Genomic DNA, 18,394 nt, shown 5'->3' with positions numbered 1-18,394 from the left:
GTCCCGCGGGCAGCCGTCGATCTAGGGAGACTTCTACTAGTTCGCCGCTGGTCAGCGGCCGTTGGCGGCCGTTCGGCGCCTGCGGTGGGCGACCATGTCCAGGCCCCCTCGGGGCTGGAGCGTGAAGTCGCTCGTGACCCGGTCCGGAGGGTCGCCGACGGGCTCGAACTCCCAGTGCCTACTCAGGGTCGCCAGCGCCATGACGCCTTCCATCTGGGCGAAGACGTTGCCGATGCACTGGCGGGGTCCGGCGCCGAAGGGGAGGTAGGCCAGCTTGGGGCGGCCGGGGGCCTTGGCGTGCCCGGTGAGGGGGTCGTCGGGGTCGGGTTCGGGCAGAAACCGCTGGGGGGCGAACCGCTCGGGCTCGGGCCACCAGGTGGCGTCGCGGTGCAGGACGTACGGGCTGACCATGAGGACGCTGTTGCGCGGGATGTGGTAGCCGTTGGCGGTGTAGTCCTCCAGGGCGCGCCGTACGAGGACCCAGGCCGGCGGGTACAGGCGCAGGGCCTCGGAGTAGACGGCGTCGGCGAACTTCAGCCGGGGCAGGTCGTCGACGGTGGGGAGCCGGTCGCCGAGGACCTCGTCGATCTCGGCGTGGAGGCGTTCGCGTATCTCGGGGTGGGTGCCGAGGAGGTAGTAGGCCCAGGTGAGGGCGCCGGAGGACGTTTCGTGGCCGGCCATCAGCAGGGTGATGGCCTCGTCGCGCAGCTCGGTGTCGGTGAGGTGTTCGCCGGTGTCGGCGTCGGTGACGGTGAGCAGCACGGACAGCAGGTCCTCGCCGTCGCCGGGGCCCTTGCGGCGTTCCTCGATCATGCCGTAGACGATGTCGTCGACGGCTTTCAGGCCGCGCTTGAACTGCCGGTTGGCGGGCAGCGGCAGGCGCAGCAGGATCTTGCCGAAGGGGCTGAGTTCCCAGCGCAGGGGGCCGCCCTCGCGGGGGAAGGCGGTGCGGATGCGGTCGGCGGCCTCGCTGTCGAGGGAGACGTCGAAGAGGGTGCGGGTGACCATGCCGAGGGCGAGTTCGTACATCGCCTCGTGGAAGTTGAACCGTTCGCCGTCGGTGAGCCTGGCGCTCGCCTCGTCGGCGATGGTGGCGAACGCGGTGCCGTAGCCGGCGATGCGCTGGCGGTGGAAGACGGGCTGGATGAGGCGGCGCTGGCGGCGGTGGTAGGTGCCGACGCTGGTCACCAGGCCCTTGCCGAGGACGCGTTCGAGGGTGGAGCCCCAGTCGTCGGGACCGGGGCCGGTCTTCTGGGCGTCCTTGTCGAAGCGCCGGCTGGAGGCGATGATGACGTCCTGGACGACGTCGAAGTCGCTGACCAGGAACGCGTCGGTCTTGCCCATGGGTACGCGGACCAGCGGGCCGTGCTTGTCGCGCAGGCCGGTGAGGTAGCGCGGGACGTTGCGCACGACCTCGCGCATGTCCTTGAGCCGCATCGGTCCGGGTGTGGGGATGGCTTCCGTCGGCGCAGGCGACTCGGGGGTCGTTCGAACGTCGGTCACGGGTGTCTCCTGGTTCAGCGGAGGGTGACAGGTCTCAACGCCGAGCCGGCTGTGCAGAGTTCGGTGTGTCTGCGGACGCGGCGGGACAGGCGGTCAGTGCGCAGGGGGTCGACCTGGCGCCCGACGCTAGCAGCGGGGCGCGGCGGGCAGGCCGGTCGTCGTCGAGGTCTAGGGAATTCCAAAGGGTTGGCCCGAGGGGGCCGTTCGCCGTGGGCCGCCGGTGGGGTGCGCACGTACGCTGGCGCGTGGCAATCGTTCGTGTACGGCCCCGTCGGACGGAGTGCGCATGACCAGCGGCGCGAGTACGGTGTCCGGCTCCTCGTCGGGTCCGCCCGTGCTGTTGACCGTCCTGGTGGACTTCGGTGTTCCGATCGGCCTGTACTACGGCCTGACGGCGGCCGGTGTGGGCGATGTGCTCGCGCTGACGGCGGGCGCGGCGGTGCCCGCGACGGCGACTCTGGTGCGGTTCGCCAGGACCCGGCGCGTGGATGTGCTGGGCGTGTTCGTGACGGTGATGCTGGTGCTCAGCATCGTCGTGTCGCTGACCAGCGGCAGCGCCCGGCTCCTGCTGGTGCGCGACGGGTGGCTGACCGGGGTGGCCGGGCTGGGTTTCCTGGTGTCCCTGCGCGGCAGACGGCCGCTGGCGTTCGGCTTCTCCCGTCGGCTGCTGGAGCGGCGGGCCCGCGGTGGCCGGGACTGGGACGAACTGTGGGACGCCGAGCCGCACTTCCGCCGGATCTGGCGTGTCACCACGGTGATCTGGGGCATCGGCCTGATCGTCGACTCGGGCGTCCGCACGCTGATGGCGTACACCCTGCCGGTGCACATGGTCCCGGCGCTCAACGGTGTCCAGTACGGCGTGTTCACGCTGCTGATGCTGGTGATCGTGAACATCTACCACGCGCGGGCGGGGCTTTGGGCGATGCTGTCGCCCGGGGGGGTGCCGGAACAGACGAAGGCCCGGGGGCGCCGCGAGGACGATCACCGCTGAGCGCCGGGAGCACGATCACCGCTGACGCGTGCCCGCTCCCCAGGTCCCGGGACCCCCAGGTCCCGGGACTCTCGTCCGTCTCAGGTCTCCGTCGCCCCCGCGGGCGTCGGGTCGGCCCGGTGGTCCGTGGTCGGAAGCTCGCCGGTCTCCACGGCCGTGCGCAGCCGCAGTGCCTCGCGGGGCATGTTGACCGCCACGGCTCCCAGGACGCGTTCGCCCGAGCAGTACACGGCGGTGAACTGCCGTTCCGACGGGGCACCTTGGAGGATGTGGCAGCGGTCGGTGCCGGTGAGGTCGCCGAACACCTGAATTCTCAGGTCGTGTTGGTCGGTCCAGAAGGACCGCAGCGGAGCGAAGGGGCGGGCCGCGGCGCCGGCGAGGATGTTGCGGGCGACGGCCATGGCCTGTTCGGTGGCGTGCGTACGGTGTTCCAGGCGCCGGCGTCGACGGGTGCGCGGGTCGGGGCGGTTGGCCACGTCGCCCGCGGCCCACACCCCGGGCTCGGCCGCGCACAGCACGTCGCAGACGACACCGTCGCCGACGGGGACGCCGCTGCCGTGCAGCCACTCGGTGTTGGGCACGGAGCCGGTGGCGACGAGCACCACGTCGGCGGGGAGCACGCTGCCGTCGGCGAGCTGGACGCCGGTGACGGTGTCGCGGGCGGCGCGTACGGCGGTCACGCGACCCTGGTGGACGCGGAGTCCGAGGTCGCGGTGGGTGGCGGCGACCAGTCCGGCGGCCTGCGGCCCGAGCAGGTCGAGCAGCGGTACGGGCGCCGAGCTGACGAGGGTGACGTCGGCGCCGAGGGCGCGGGCGGCGACGGCGGCCTCGGTGCCGAGCAGTCCGGCACCGGCCACCACCAGGCGCGGGCCCGCGCGGAGAGCCTCGCGCAGGGCGAGCGTGTCGTCGAGGGTGCGCAGTACGTGCACTCCGGCGGGGGCCTCCGACCGGCCGGGGTGGTCGGTGCGGGGCAGCCGCCGGGGCCGTACGCCGGTCGCGACGACGACGGCGTCGGTGTGCAGCCGGGTGCCGTCGGCGAGGTGGACGGTGCGGCCGGTGCGGTCCAGGCCGGTGACCGTGCTGCCCAGGCGCAGGTCGATGGCGAGGCGCTCGTAGGCCTCGGGGGCGCGCAGGCGGATGCGGTCGGGTTCCCAGTGGCCGGTGAGGATCTGCTTGGACAGCGGGGGCCGGTCGTAGGGCGGGTGGGGTTCGGCGCCGACGAGGGTGAGGCGGCCGTCGTAGCCCTGTCGGCGCAGGCTCTCGGCGGTGGTGGCACCGGCGGCTCCGGCGCCGATGACGACGATCTCGTGCAGGTCGCTCACTCAGGTGTCCCGGGAGTTGTCTTCAGGGGCTCCCACCAGTCACGGTGGGTGCGGTACCAGTCGACGGCGGCGGCGAGGCCGGCGGTGAAGTCGGTGCGGGGCCGGTAGCCCAGCTCCTCACGGATCTTGGTCCAGTCGAGGCTGTAGCGGCGGTCGTGGCCCTTGCGGTCGGCGACGTGCTCGACGCGTTCCCAGCCCGCGCCGCAGGCGTCGAGGAGGAGACCCGTCAGTTCCTTGTTGGTCAGCTCGGTGCCGCCGCCGATGTTGTAGACCTCACCGGCCCGGCCGCGGGCGCGGACCAGTTCGATGCCGCGCACGTGGTCGTCGACGTGCAGCCAGTCGCGGACGTTGGCGCCGTCGCCGTACAGGGGGACCTTCAGGCCGTCGAGGAGGTTGGTGACGAAGAGGGGGATGACCTTCTCGGGGTACTGGTGGGGGCCGTAGTTGTTGGAGCAGCGGGTGACGCGTACGTCGAGGCCGTGGGTGCGGTGGTAGGACAGGGCGAGCAGGTCGGAGGCGGCCTTGGAGGCGGAGTAGGGCGAGTTGGGCAGCAGGGGGCTGTGCTCGGTCCAGGCGCCGGTGTCGATGGAGCCGTAGACCTCGTCGGTGGAGACGTGCACGAAGGTGCGCGCCCCGTGCCGCAGGGCGGCGTCGAGGAGGGTGTGGGTGCCCAGGACGTTGGTGCGGACGAAGTCGGTGGAGTCGTCGATGGAGCGGTCGACGTGGGACTCGGCGGCGAAGTGCACGACCTCGTCGTGGCGGGCCATGAGGTCGTCGACCAGCTCCCGGTCGCAGATGTCCCCTTGGACGAAGGAGAAGGCGGGATGGCCGCGGACCGCGTCCAGGTTGGCGGGGTTGCCCGCGTAGGTGAGCCTGTCGAGAACGGTGACCGCGACGTCGTCCGGGCCGGCGGGGCCGAGGAGGGTGCGCACATGGTGGGAGCCGATGAATCCGGCGCCGCCGGTCACCAGGATGCGGGTGGTCATGAGGAGATCTCCACCCGCCCGTGGTCGCCGATGACCAGCCGGTGCGCGGCGGGCACCCGGGGGCCCCGGGAGACGTGCACATTGCGGCCGATCAGGGAGCCCTCCACCCGGCTGATGCTGTCGAAGCTGGACTCCCGCAGCACGATGGAGAACTCGATCTCGCTGTTGCGGATGACGCAGTCCTCGGCGATGGATGTCGACGGGCCGATGTAGGAGTCCTGGACGAGGGTGCCGGAGCCGATGATGGCGGGCCCCGCGATCCGCGAGCCGCGCACCACGGCGCCGGGCTCGATACGGACCCGGCCGACGATCTCGCTGGCGTCGTCCACGTCGCCCTCGACCCGGTACTCCAGCAGGTCCAGCAGTCGGCGGTTGACGTCGAGGATGTCGGCGGCGTTCCCGGTGTCCTTCCAGTAGCCGGTGATGACCGTGGTGCGCACATCGCGGTCGCGGTCGAGCAGCCACTGGATGGCGTCGGTGATCTCCAACTCGCCACGCCGGGACGGCTCGATGGCGCGTACGGCGTCGTGAATGGCGGGCCCGAACAGGTACACGCCGACCAGCGCGAGGTCGCTGCGCGGCCGGGCGGGTTTCTCCTCCAGCCGTATCAGGCGTCCCTGCTCGTCGAGTTCGGCGACGCCGAAGGCGGACGGGTCGGGGACGCGGGTCAGCAGGAGCTGGGCGTCGGGGCGTGTCTTGCGGAACTCGTCGACGGAGTCGTTGATGCCGCCGAAGACGAAGTTGTCGCCGAGGAACATCACGAAGTCGTCGTCGCCCAGGAAGTCCCGGGCGATGAGCACCGCGTGGGCGAGCCCGAGCGGGGCCTCCTGGCGCAGGTAGGTGACGTCGATGCCGAAGTCGGAGCCGTCGCCGACGGCTTGCCGTATCTCGTCTTCGGTCTCGCCGACGACGATCGCGACATCGGTGATCCCGGCGTCGGCGATGGCCTCCAGGCCGTAGAAGAGGATGGGTTTGTTGGCGACCGGCACCAACTGTTTCGCGGAGGTGTGGGTGATGGGCCGCAGCCGGGTCCCCGCACCTCCCGACAGCACGAGAGCCTTCACGGTTTCCGTCCCGCCTTACGTGTCGTCGGGTTGGGGCCGGCCGTCAGGGCTGGATCTCGATGGCGCCGGACGGGCAGATCAGCTCCGCCTCGTTGACGGCGGAGCGCCGGTCCTCGGACGGCTCCGGCTCCAGCAGTTCGACCAGTCCGTCCTCGCGGCTCTGGTCGAAGACGTCGGAGGCGGCCAGCACGCACTGACCGGCGCCGACACAGCGCTCACGGTCCACAGTGATCTTCATGTGTCTTTTCCTTCTCGTGAGTTGGGGGCGGGCGCTTCAGCTGACCTCGGCCAGCCGTTCCAGGGAGGCGACGACCTCGGCGGGGCTGGGCATGGCCTCGCACTGGGCGCGCACCCGCCGGGCCGCGTCCGCGGCGTCGGTGCCGCCGGTGAGGCGGCGGATGTGGTCGCGGACGTGCTCCGCGGTGGCGTCGCTGTGGTGCAGGTACACGCCCGCGCCCGCGCGTTCGAGGGCGCGTCCGCGCAGTTCGTGGTCGGAGACGAGGGTGGACAGCATCAGCTGCGGCACCCCGGCCACCATCGCGGTGGCGAAACTGCCGTAGCCGCCGTGGTGGATGAGGGCCGAACAGGTCGGCAGCAGGGTGTGCAGGGCGACCGAGTCGACGGCGCGGGCGTTGTCCGGGACGGTTCCGAGCTGTTCGCGCTGGGCGGGCAGCAGCGCCGCGACGACCTCCACGTCCTCGTCGGCGAGCGCGTCGAGGATCTCGGGCACGGACACGTAATCGCCGCCGTAGTCCTCGGTGTTGGAGGCGCCGAGGCTCAGGCAGACGCGCGGCTTCTTGGGGGCCTCGCGCAGCCAGTCCCACACCACGGCACGCCCGTTGTACGGCACGTGCCGCATCGGCAGTTCCGGGGAGGCGGTGGGTACGGCGAGGGAGGACGGCAGGGTGCTGATGGTGGCCTGGCCGTGCAGCATCTCCTCGTCGCAGGAGAACCCGAACGGCTCGCAGCGGGAACTCAGCCACTGCGCGAGCGGGTCGACCCGCTCCGACTCGGGCTGCTCGGCCATGAGGTGGAGGTACGTCTGCCGGGTCCGCCCCCACACGTCGGCGCACCACATCAGCCGCACATGCGCGGCGCCGCTGATCCGGGCGGCCACCGCGCCCGCGTAGGCGAGCGGGTCCCGTACGACGAGGTCGGGCCGCCAGCTCTGCGCGAACGCGGCCAGGTCCTCGATCATGGAGTCGTTGTAGACGGCGAAGGCGTAGGGGACGCTGAGTTCGTACCGCTCCTTCAGCTCCGCCCAGTCGACGTCTTCGCGTTCGCAGCGGCTCCAGTTGGCGGTGCGGTAGTCCTGCGACTCGCGGTAGGCGGCCATGTCGCGGTGGATGGCGTGGTCGCTGCCCACGGGCACGGCGGTGAGCCCGGCGCGGGTGATCGTGTCGGTGGCCATGGGCTGGCTCGCGACCCGCACCTCGTGACCGGCGGCGGCAAGTGCCCACGCCAGCGGGGCCATCAGATAGATGTGGGACTTCTCGGACAGGCTGACGAACAGGACCCGCATCATGCTCCCTCGGTTCGGTGGGCCGGTTCCCGGCCTGCGGTGTACGGCGGCAGGACCGTGTCGATCCAGGTGGTGAGGGCGCCCGCGGTGTCCGTGGCGTGCGACTCCATCATCGTGAAGTGGTTGCCGGGCACGTCCACCGCGCGGTCGGCGCCCTCCCAGGAACTGCGCCACTCCCCCGGCTCGCCCCCGGCGACGGTGACCGGGGGCTCGCTGGGCCGCACCAGCACCACCGGCACGGACAGGGCGCCGGGGTCCCACTCGCCGATCATGTTGATGTACCAGCTCATCGCCGAGAGCCGGTCGGCGTCCATGGCCGCGAACATCGACTCGCGGTCGAACATCCCGGCGAGCATCTCCTGGGAGAACCGGGTGAACGGCGAGTCCGCGCGCGGCATGTAGGTGTCCAGCAGCGCCACCCCGAGCGGCGGCCGCCCCTCCTTCTCCAGGTACCGGGCGGCGGCCAGGGCGAGGACGCCTCCGGAGGAGGAGCCGGTGAGGACGAAGGGCCGCTCCCCGGCGCAGCGCAGCGCCCACTCGGCCTGGGTGCGGGCGACGACGTCCAGCGAGGCGGGCAGGGGTTCGCCGCGGCCGAAGCCGGGTGTGGGCAGCGCCCACACGTCGCGCCGCCCACGGAAGGCGGAGGCGAACCGGGCGTACTGGTGGACACCGGCCAGCGCCACGTAGGAGCTGAAGCAGATCAGCGGGGCGCCCTCGTCCCCGGCGGCGAGCCGCAGCCCGGCACCGGGCACCTCCTCGGGGGCGTCGAACGTGGGGCGCAGTTCGGCGACCGCCTGGAGCAGGGCGAAGCCCTCGTCGACCCGGCCGGACCGGCATGCGGTGCGGAAGAGGGAGCCGATGGTGTCGTGGGCGTCCTGGGTGCGGGTCGGCTCCGGGGTGGCGGGCGTCTCGTCCGCGGTGAATCGTCCGGCGAGGTCGGCGGCGAGCGCCTGCGGGGTGTCGGCGTCGAAGACGAGGGTGGGTGGCAGCCGGAAGCCGGTGAGTCGGCCGAGCCGGTTGCGCAGTTCGACCGCGGTGAGCGAGTCGAAGCCGAGTTCGGCGAAGTGCCGGTCGGGCAGCACCTCGTCGGTGGAGTCGTGGCCAAGGACGACGGCGACCTGCTCGCGTACGGCGTCCACGAGGGCGGCGAGCCGCTGCGCCGGGTCGAGTCCGGCCAGCCGGCCGGCGAGGGCGCGACCGCCGTCCTCGGGAGCGGCGGCCGCGGAACGGCGGGTGCGGGTGCGAGGGGCCTCCTGCCGGGCGACGGCGACCACGGCCGGGTCGTCGAGGCCCAACGCCCGGTCGAGCAGGGCGAGTCCGGCTTCGTCGCTCAGCGGTGCCATACCGCTGCGGGCCATGCGCTCCCGGTCCGCGTCGGCCAGCCCGGCCGTCATTTGGCTGTCGGCGGCCCACAGCCCCCACGCGACGGAGGTGGCGGGGAGCCCCTGGGCACGGCGGTGGCGGGCCAGGGCGTCGAGGAAGGTGTTGGCGGCGGCGTACGCGCCCTGCCCGGCCGCGCCGAAGGTACCGGCGGCGGAGGAGAACAGGACGAAGGCAGACGGTTTCTGCGGGCGCGTCAGCTCGTGCAGAAGCCAGGCCGCGTCCGCCTTCGGCCTCAGTACGGCGTCCAGTTGGGTGTCGGTGAGCGAGGTCAGCGTGGCGTCGTCGACGACGCCGGCGATGTGCACGACGGCTGTGAGGGGCTGCTCCTCGGGGATGCGCGCGAGCAGCGCCTCCAGGTCGGCCCGGTCCGCCACGTCGCAGGCGGCCAGGGTGACCTCGGCGCCACGCTCGGCCAGGTCCGCGATGAGGGCGGCGGCGCCGGGGGCGTCCGTACCGCGCCGGGAGGCCAGCAGCAGGTGGCGGGCGCCGTGGGCGGTGACGAGGTGCCGGGCGACCAGGCCGCCGAGGGCGCCGGTGGCTCCCGTGACCAGGACGGTGCCGTGGGCGAAGCCTTCCGGTTCCCGGGGTGCCCGGTCCACCGGGTGGAGGTCGGGCAGCAGGAGTGTGCCCGCGCGGACGGCGGCCTGGGGGTGTCCGGCGGCCACGGCGGCCGTGAGGGCCTGCGCGGCGGCGGCCGTGTCCAGGTCCAACAGGTTCACTCGGTCGGGGTGTTCGAGCTGCGCGGACCGCACGAGCCCCCACAGGGCGGCGGCGGGCAGGTCCGTCACGTCCTCGTCGGGCGTGGCGCCGAGTGCGCCGCGCGTGACGAGGACCAGGCGCGAGTCGGCGAAGCGCTCGTCGTCCACCCAGTCGCGGAGCAGCCCGGCCGCCTCGGTCAGCAGCTCCCGGGTGGCCTGCGGGGCGGGGATACCGGGGGTGGCCGTGAAGGAGGCCAGGACGATGCCGGGTGCCGCGGTGCCCGTGCCGACGGCCGCCGCCAGGGAGGCCAGGTCGGCGTAGCACTCCAGGTGCACGCCGGAGGCGTCCAGCGCCTCGGCCAGGCCTCCGTCGCCCTCGCCCAGCAGGGCCCAGCGCACGGTCTCGGGTGCCGGGGCGGTGGGCTGCGGGTCGGCGGGGCGCCAGCGCTGGACCAGCAGCGGAGGGGTCGGGCGGGCCGAGGGAACGTCGGTGATCCGCCGCAGTACGAGGCCGTCGGCGGTGACGACGGGGCGGCCGTCGGCTCCGGCGACGTGCACCCTGTAGGCGTCGGGGCGGCCGTCCTCCGGTGCGAGACGGACGCGGAGGGCGCTCGCGCCGGTCGCGTGGAGGCGGACGCCGTGCCAGGCGAAGGGCAGGGTGGCCGTCGCCTCGCCGCCGTCGAGGGCCTGGACCAGCAGCGTCTGGACGGCCGCGTCGAGCAGGGCGGGGTGGATGCCGTAGCGGGCGGCCTCGGCGCGGTGGGTGTCCGGCAGGGCGACCTCCGCGAACAGCTCGCCGTCGCCCCGCCAGACCTTGCCGAGCCCCTGGAAGGCGGGACCGTAGGTGAAACCGCCCGCACTGAACTGCTCGTACCAGTCGTCGTGAGCGGACGGTTCGACCGGCTGAGCGCCCGGGGGCGGCCAGGCGGCGGTAAGCGGCGTGTCGGGTGCGTCCTCCGGGTCCTGCGCCAGCACTCCTTGCGCGTGTCGGGTCCAGGGCTCGGCGGAGTCGGCGTCGGCAGGGCGCGAGTGGACGGTGAACAGGCGTCGGCCGTCCTCGTCCGGGGCGGCGACCGCCAGCTGGAACCGCACGGCACCGTGCTCGGGCAGCACGAGCGGGGTCTCCAGGGTCAGCTCGCTCACCTGGCCGAGCCCCACCTCGTCACCGGCGTGGACGGCCATGTCCAGGTAGGCCGTGGCGGGCAGGATCGTCCGGCCCAGCACCCGGTGGTCGGCCAGCCATGGGGTCGTACGGAGCGACAGGACACCGCTGAACACCAGCGCGTCGGTGTCGGCGACCCGTACGGCCGCGGACAGCAGCGGGTGGCCGGGGCGCTCCAGGCCGGCGGTGGTGACATCACCGGCCTGCGGGGAGGCGTCCAGCCAGTAGCGGCGGCGCTGGAAGGCGTACGTCGGCAGCGGCACGGGCGCGGTTTCCGGCAGCCGGGACGCCCAGTCCACGCGGGCCCCGTCGACGTGCAGCTGCGCCAACGCGCCCAGCAGGGAGTCGGATTCGGGTCGGTCCTTGCGCAGGAGCGGTGCCGATACGCCGGAGTCCTCCAGGCAGTTCTGCGCGAGGGCGGTCAGCGTGCCGTCGGGGCCCAGCTCCAGGAACCGGCCCGCTCTCTGCTCCGCGAGCACGTGTACGGCGTCGGCGAAACGGACGGTGCGGCGGACGTGGTCGACCCAGTACTCGGGGGAGGTCAACTCCTCGTCCGTGGCCGGGAGTCCGGTGACTGTGGAGACGAGGGCATGCTTCGGGCGGTCGTAGGTCAGGCTCTCGGCGACCTTGCGGAAGTCCGCGAGCATCGGATCCATCAGCGGTGAGTGGAAGGCGTGGCTGACGCGGAGGGGGGTGACCTTGCGGCCTTCGCCTCGGAAGCGGTCAGCGATCTCCTCGACCTTGTCGACCGCGCCCGAAATCACTACCGCTCGCGGCCCGTTGACGGCGGCGATGCCCACCTCATCTGTGAGCAGCGGCAACACCTCGTCCTCCGAGGCCTGCACGGCGAGCATCGCGCCGTCGTCCGGGAGGGCCTGCATCAGTCGGCCGCGGGCGGTGACGAGCTTGCAGGCGTCGGCCAGGGACCAGACCCCGGCGACATGCGCGGCGGCGATCTCACCGATGGAGTGACCGGCGAGAACGTCCGGGCGGACGCCGAAGGACTCCAGCAGCCGGAACAGGGCCACTTCGAGGGCGAACAGGGCGGGCTGGGCGTGCTCCGTGCGGTTGAGGGCCTCCGCGTCATCGCCGAAGACCACGGCCTTGAGGTCGAAGGGCAGTTCCGCGTCCACCGCGTCGAACGCGTCGGCGAAGGCGGGGTGCGTGTCGTACAGCTCCCGTCCCATACCGAGCCGCTGTGAACCCTGCCCCGCGAACAGGAACGCGGTACGTACATCACGGCGGGCCAGGCCGTTGACCGAGTTCACAGCCACCTCGCCCGAAGCCACCGCTTCCAGGCCACGCAGCAGCTCCTTGCGGTCGGCGCCCCAGACCACGGCCCGGTGCTCGAACAGCGACCGCGACCGCACAAGCGACGACGCCACCCCCGCGAGGGACACCCCCTCGTCCGACGACACAAACTTCGCCAACCGCCCGGCCTGATCCCGCAGCGCCGCAGCCGTACGCCCCGACACCACCCACGGAATCAACCCGTCGATGCCCCCGGAGTCCTCCGAGCCGGTCACCTCCTGGACCGGCGCCTCCGCCAGCACCACATGCGCGTTCGTCCCGCTGATCCCGAACGACGAGACACCCGCACGCCGCACAAGCCCTTCCCGCTGCGGCCACTCGGCGTTCGTGCTGACGAGTTCAACCGCCCCGGCGGACCAGTCGACGTGGGAGGACGGCTCCTCGGCGTGGAGCGTGCGCGGGAGTACCCCGTGCTGCAGGGCGAGCACCAATTTGATGACCCCGGCGACACCGGCGGCGGCCTGCGTGTGCCCGATGTTGGACTTCACCGACCCCAGCCACAACGGCCGTTCACGATCCTGCCCGTACGTCGCCAGCAGCGCCTGCGCCTCGATCGGGTCACCCAGCGACGTACCCGTGCCATGCGCCTCCACGGCATCCACGTCCGACGGCTTCAGCCCGGCCCCCGCGAGAGCGGCCCGTATCACCCGCTGCTGCGAAGGCCCGTTCGGCGCCGTAAGACCGTTCGACGCACCGTCCTGGTTCACCGCCGAACCGGCCACCACCGCCAGCACCCGACGCCCATGGCGCCGCGCGTCCGACAGCCGCTCCACCAGCACCAGCCCCGCGCCCTCCGAGAACCCGGCCCCGTCCGCCGCGTCCGAGAACGCCTTGCAGCGGCCGTCGGAGGCGAGCCCGCCCTGGCGGTCGAAGTCGATGAAGAGTCCCGGAGTGGACATGACGGTCACACCGCCCGCCAGCGCCAGATCGCACTCCCCCGCCCGCAATGCCTGCACGGCGAGGTGCAGGGCGACGAGGGCCGACGAGCAGGCGGTGTCGACCGTGACCGCGGGCCCCTCCAGCCCCAGCACATACGACACACGGCCGGACATGACGCTGGCCGAGTTCCCGGTGCCGAGGTGGCCGGCGACCTCCGCCGCCGCGGTCGGGTCGAGGGGTCGGGAGGCGTAGTCCTGGTAGTTGGTGCCCGCGAAGACGCCGGTGCGCGAGCCGCGCAGAGTCGTCGGGTCGATCCCGGCCCGTTCGAACGCCTCCCAGGCCAGTTCCAGCAGCAGCCGCTGCTGCGGGTCCATGGCCAGGGCCTCGCGGGGCGAGATGCCGAAGAAGCCGGGGTCGAAGCCCGCCATGTCCCGCAGGAAGCCGCCCTCGCGGGCGGTGCCGTCGGGGCCGACGTCCCAGCCTCGGTCCTCGGGCCAGCCGGTGATGGCGTCGGTGCCGTCGGCGAGGAGCCGCCAGAACTCCTCGGGGCTGTCGGCGCCGCCGGGGAAGCGGCAGCTCATCGCGGTGATGACGATCGGGTCGTCGTCGGTCGCGGGGGGCGCGGGGAGCGCGCTGTCGGCGGCCGGGGCGGCCGTCGGGACCACCGTGTCGCGCAGGTGGTCGGCGAGGACGGCGGGGGTCGGGTAGTCGAAGACGAGGGTGGCGGGCAGGGGGCGACCGAGGGCGCCGCTGAGGGCGTTGCGCAGTTCGACGGCGGTGAGGGAGTCGAAGCCGAGTTCGCGGAAGGAGCGGGTGGGTTCGACGTCCTGGGGGCCGCTGTGGTTGAGGACGACGGCGACGTGGGCGCGGACGAGTTCCTCGAACGCGGCGCGCTGTTCGGCCGCGGGGAGCGCGGCGATCCGCCGGGTCAGGTCGTCCCCGGCAGCCGAGTCCGGGTCTGCGGTACCCGGGGTGTCGTGGGCGGCGGACCTGGCGGTGAGGGCGCGTTGGGCCTCGGGGAGGTCGTCGATGAAGGGGCGGGGGCGGGAGGTCGTGTAGGCGTGGGCGAACAGGTCCCAGTCGATGTCGGTGACGGCGACCGTGGTGTCGTCGTGGTCCAGGGCCAACTGGAGTGCGCCGAGGGCGAGTTCGGGGTCCATGGGGCGTACGCCGTGCCGCTGGAGGCGTTCGCCTACGGCGCCTTCGGCCATGCCGCCGTCGGCCCAGGGGCCCCAGGCGATGGCGGTGGCGGGCAGTCCGCGGGCGCGGCGCTGCTGGGCGAGGGCGTCCAGCAGGGCGTTGCCGGGGGCGTAGTTGGCGTGGCCGGGGGCGCCGATGGTGCCCGCGGTGGAGGAGAACAGGACGAACGCGGTGAGGTCGAGGTCGGCGGTGAGCGCGTCGAGGTTGCGGGCGCCGCCGACCTTCACCCGGAGGACGTCGGCGAGCCGGTCGGGGGTGAGGGTGGTGATGACGCCGTCGCGCAGCACGGCGGCGGTGTGGAAGACGGCGGAGAGGGGCCGGTCGGCGGGCACCGCGGCCAGGGCTGCGGCGAGTTGGTCGCGGTCGGCGATGTCGCAGGCGACGATGTCGACGTGTCCGGCGCCGAGTGCGGTGAGTTCGGCGGCGAGTTCGGCCGCGCCGGGTGCGTCGGGGCCGGTGCGGCTGAGGAGCAGCAGCCCGGGGGCGCCCTGGCGGGCGAGGCGGCGGGCGACCTGGCGGCCGAGGGCTCCGGTGCCGCCGGTGACGAGCGTGGTGCCGGTGGGGGTCCATTCCCGCAGGGCGCCGAGGCCGCCGGTGGCGGCGCGGGTGAGGCGGCGGGCGAACAGGCCCGTGGCCCGGACGGCGAGCTGGTCCTCGTGGCCGATTCCGGCGAGGGCGGCGGTCAGTCGGTCGGCGGCGGCCGTGTCGAGGTCGGCGGACAGGTCGGCGGACGGTTCGGCGGGCAGGTCGGCGGACGGTTCGGCGGGCAGGTCGGCGGACGGTTCGGCGGGCAGGTCGGCGGACGGTTCGGCGGGCAGGTCGATCAGGCCGCCCCAGCGCTGGGGCTGTTCCAGGGCGACGACCCGGCCGAAGCCCCAGACGAGGGCCTGTTCGGGAGCGTCTGGGCCGTCCGGGGCGCCGGTGGCGACGGCGCCCCGGGTGGCGAACCAGACGGGCGCCTCCATGCCGAGGTCGTCCAGGGCCTGGACGAGGGCGACGGTGGCGGAGAAGCCGCGGGGCAGACCGGGCAGCCCCGGGTGCTCGGTGTCGTCGAGGGCGAGCAGCGACAGTACGGCGTGCGGCCGGTCCTCGCCGGTGGCGCGGAGCAGGTCGGCGATGCGGGCGCGGTCGTCGTCGGCGGCGACGGGCACGGTGACAGGGGTGGCGCCGGCGCGGGTCAGGGCGTCGGTCACGGCGGGCACGGGACGGCCGACGGGGACGACGACCAGCCAGGTGCCGGTGAGGACGGGCGCCTGGGGGGCGGACAGGGGCTTCCAGGTGACGCGGTAGCGCCAGCCGTCGGCCGTGGCGGTCTCGCGGCTGCGGCGGCGGTATGCGCTCAGGGCGGGCAGCACCGTGGCGAGGGTGTCCTCGTCGAGGTGGAGGGCGGCGGCCAGCGGCGGGGCCTCGCCGTTCTCGACGGTCTGCCAGAAGCGGGCGTCGAGGTCGGTCGCGGGGGGCGCGGTGGGCGCGGCCGGGGTGGGCCAGTAGGTGCGGTGCTGGAAGGCGTAGGTGGGCAGGGCGACACGGGTGCCGGGGCCGATGAGGGCGGCCCAGTCGACGGGTGCGCCGCCGCGTACGGACAGTTCGGCGAGGGAGGTGAGGAAGCGGCGCGGGCCGCCCTCGCCCCGGCGCAGGGTGCCGGTGACGACGGTGCCGGTACGGCCGTCCTCGTCGAGGGTGTCGCGGACGGCGGCGGTGAGCACGGGGTGCGGGCTGGACTCGACGAACGCCCGTACGTCCTGGGCGGCGAGGGCGCGGACGGCGTCGGCGAAGCGGACGGTGCGGCGCAGGTTCTCGTACCAGTAGGCCGCGTCGAGGCGTTCGGTGTCGAGCCAGTCGCAGGTGACGGTCGAGAAGAACGGCACCTCGCAGGCGCGCGGGCGGATGGGCGCGAGGTCGGCGAGGAGCCGGTCGCGGATCTCCTCGACCTGGGCGGAGTGGGAGGCGTAGTCGACGGGGATCTGCCGGGCCTGCGCGCCGGACTCGGTGAGTTCGGCGACGAGTTCGCGTACGGCGTCGGCGTCACCGGAGACGACGACGGAGGCGGGGCCGTTGACGGCGGCGACCGAGAGCCGCCCGTCCCAGCGGGCGATGCGCCGCTCGACGTCGGTGACGGGCAGCAGGACGGAGGCCATGCCGCCGCGGCCGGCTATCGCGGTGATGGCGCGGCTGCGCAGGACGACGACCCGGGCGGCGTCCTCCAGGGTGAGGGCGCCGGCGACGCAGGCGGCGGCGATCTCGCCCTGGCTGTGCCCGACCACCGCGTCGGGGCGGACGCCGCGGGACTGCCAGAGCCGGGCCAACGCCACCATGGTGACGAACAGCAGGGGCTGGACGACGTCGACGCGGTCGAGGGTGGGCGCGCCGTCCGCGCCGCGCAGAACGGCCTCGGGCGACCAGTCGACGTACTGCTCCACGGCGCTCGCGCAGGCGGTGAAGTGGGTGCGGAACTCGGCGTCGGTGTCGAGGAGTTCCGTGGCCATGCCGGGCCACTGGGGACCCTGGCCGGGGAAGACGAACGCGGTGCGGCCGTCGACGTCGGCGACGCCGCGCACCAGGCCGTTCGCGGGCGCGTCGGAGGCCAGTGCCTCCAGACCGCGCAGGAGTGCGGCGCGGTCGTCGGCGAGGACCACGGCACGGTGTTCGAAGGCGGCGCGGGTGGCGGCGAGCGACCAGGCCACGTCGTGCGGTGCGGGCGTCGCGTCGGTGCCGGAGCGCAGGTGGGCGTGGAGGGCGGCGGCCTGGGCGCGCAGGGCGGCGGCGCTGCGGGCGGAGACGACGTACGGGAGGGTGGTGCCCGGCGAGGAGGGTTCGGCCTCCTCGGACGGCTCTGTCTGCTCTGTCTGCTCTGTCTGCTCGGCCTGCTCGGCCTGCTCGGCCTGTTCGGCCTGTTCGAGGATGACGTGGGCGTTGGTGCCGCTGACGCCGAAGGAGGAGACGCCCGCGATCCGGGGGCGGCCGGTGTCGGGCCAGGGCCGGGGTTCGGTGAGCAGTTCGACGCGGCCCGCGCTCCAGTCGACGTGGGACGACGGCTCGTCCACGTGCAGGGTGCGGGGCAGGACCCCGTGCTGGATCGCCAGCACCATCTTCATCACGCCCGCGACACCCGCGGCGGCCTGGGTGTGCCCGAAGTTCGACTTCACCGAGCCCAGCCACAGGGGCTGCTCGCGGTCCTGCCCGTACGTGGCGAGCAGGGCCTGCGCCTCGATGGGGTCGCCGAGGGTCGTCCCCGTGCCGTGCGCCTCGACGGCGTCGACGTCGGCGGCGGTGAGCCGGGCGTCGGAGAGAGCCTGCCAGATGACGCGCTGCTGGGCGGGGCCGTTGGGGGCGGTGAGGCCGTTGGAGGCGCCGTCCTGGTTGACCGCCGAGCCGCGGACCACGGCGAGCACCGGGTGCCCGAGGCGCCGGGCGTCGGCGAGGCGTTCCACGAGGAGAATGCCCGCGCCCTCGGCCCACCCGGTGCCGTCGGCGGCGTCCGCGAAGGCCTTGCAGCGGCCGTCGGGGGCGAGCCCGCGCTGCCTGCTGAACTCCAGGAACAGTCCCGGCGTGGACATCACGGTCACGCCGCCCGCGAGCGCCAGGTCGCACTCCCGGGCGCGCAGGGCCCGTACCGCCAGGTGCAGCGCGACCAGCGAGGAGGAGCAGGCGGTGTCGACGGTGACGGCGGGGCCCTCCAGGCCGAAGGTGTACGAGATCCGGCCGGACACGACGCTGGCGGCGTTGCCGGTGCCGACGTGGCCCTCCAGGCTCTCCCGCGATCCGGTCAGCAGCGCCGGGTAGTCCTGGCCGTTGGTGCCGGCGAAGACACCGGTACGGGAGCCCCGCAGCGAGGTCGGGTCGATGCCGGCCCGTTCGAACGCCTCCCAGGAGATCTCCAGCAGCAGCCGCTGCTGGGGGTCCATCGCCATCGCCTCACGGGGGGAGATCCCGAAGAACGAGGCGTCGAAGGCACCGGCGCCGGGGAGCGCGCCGCCGCGGGTGCAGTACGTCCTTCCGGGTGCGCCGGGTTCGGGGTCGTAGTGGTCGGCGAGGCTCCAGCCGCGGTCGGCGGGCCACTCCGCGACCGCGTCCGTCCCCGACTCCAGTAGCCGCCACAGGCCCTCCGGGGAGTCGGCGCCGCCGGGGAAACGGCAGCTCATCGCGACGATGGCGACGGGTTCCCGGGACGCGGACTCGGCCTCCCGCAGCCGCTTGCGCGTCTCGTGGAGGTCACCGGTGACCTTCTTGAGGTAGCTGAGGAGCTTCTCCTGCTCGTTCACGCGTACTCACCCACCTGCGAGGTCGTGGCGGTCGGGGCGTCGGGCCGTGTCCCGCGTGCGGTCATGGCCGTCGGGGCGTCGGGCCGTGTCCCGCGTGCGCTCATGGCGGTC

At 73.6% G+C, this 18,394-nt stretch carries 7 protein-coding genes and 1 pseudogene; 1 reads left to right on the top strand and 7 read right to left on the bottom strand.

Features of this window, described 5'->3' with window-relative positions:
* Positions 1-51: 51 nt before the first annotated feature.
* Entirely contained in the window at positions 52-1,503 is a 1,452-nt protein-coding gene (locus tag ACZ7L7_RS17670; RefSeq protein ID WP_453608781.1) for a cytochrome P450, read from the bottom strand.
* 286 nt (positions 1,504-1,789) lie between these two features.
* Here ACZ7L7_RS17670 and ACZ7L7_RS17665 point away from each other — a divergent pair, with 286 nt between their 5' ends.
* Positions 1,790-2,494, top strand: a complete 705-nt coding sequence (locus ACZ7L7_RS17665; RefSeq protein ID WP_285516703.1) for a VC0807 family protein — start codon at positions 1,790-1,792, stop codon at positions 2,492-2,494.
* An 80-nt stretch (positions 2,495-2,574) separates the two neighbouring features.
* On the opposite strand, the gene ACZ7L7_RS17660 is transcribed toward ACZ7L7_RS17665, so the two are convergent.
* From ACZ7L7_RS17660 to ACZ7L7_RS17635, 6 genes and pseudogenes are all read right to left on the bottom strand, one after another.
* Positions 2,575-3,816: an NAD(P)/FAD-dependent oxidoreductase gene (locus ACZ7L7_RS17660; RefSeq protein ID WP_352230241.1), complete on the bottom strand. Its 1,242-nt coding sequence runs from the start codon at positions 3,814-3,816 to the stop codon at positions 2,575-2,577.
* Positions 3,813-4,802, bottom strand: coding sequence for a dTDP-glucose 4,6-dehydratase (gene rfbB, locus ACZ7L7_RS17655; protein WP_285516704.1), 990 nt, complete (start codon positions 4,800-4,802; stop codon positions 3,813-3,815). Before rfbB ends, ACZ7L7_RS17660 begins: the two co-directional genes overlap by 4 nt.
* Entirely contained in the window at positions 4,799-5,866 is a 1,068-nt protein-coding gene (locus ACZ7L7_RS17650; protein ID WP_285516705.1) for a glucose-1-phosphate thymidylyltransferase, read from the bottom strand. The genes rfbB and ACZ7L7_RS17650 overlap by 4 nt, the downstream gene beginning before the upstream one ends.
* A gap of 43 nt (positions 5,867-5,909) precedes the next feature.
* A complete protein-coding gene (locus tag ACZ7L7_RS17645) occupies positions 5,910-6,104 on the bottom strand; it encodes a ferredoxin (protein WP_285516706.1) in 195 nt (64 codons plus the stop codon).
* Between the two features lie 36 nt (positions 6,105-6,140).
* Positions 6,141-7,391, bottom strand: a complete 1,251-nt coding sequence (locus ACZ7L7_RS17640) for an activator-dependent family glycosyltransferase (protein ID WP_285516707.1) — start codon at positions 7,389-7,391, stop codon at positions 6,141-6,143.
* Positions 7,388-18,247, bottom strand: a pseudogene (locus ACZ7L7_RS17635) (SDR family NAD(P)-dependent oxidoreductase); the annotation flags it as partial. The pseudogene ACZ7L7_RS17635 and the gene ACZ7L7_RS17640, both read right to left, overlap by 4 nt.
* Between the last annotated feature and the right edge of the window lie 147 nt (positions 18,248-18,394).

The sequence above is a fragment of the Streptomyces sp. NPDC110618 genome (assembly GCF_055657065.1).
This window is presented reverse-complemented; position numbering and strand designations above follow the sequence as displayed.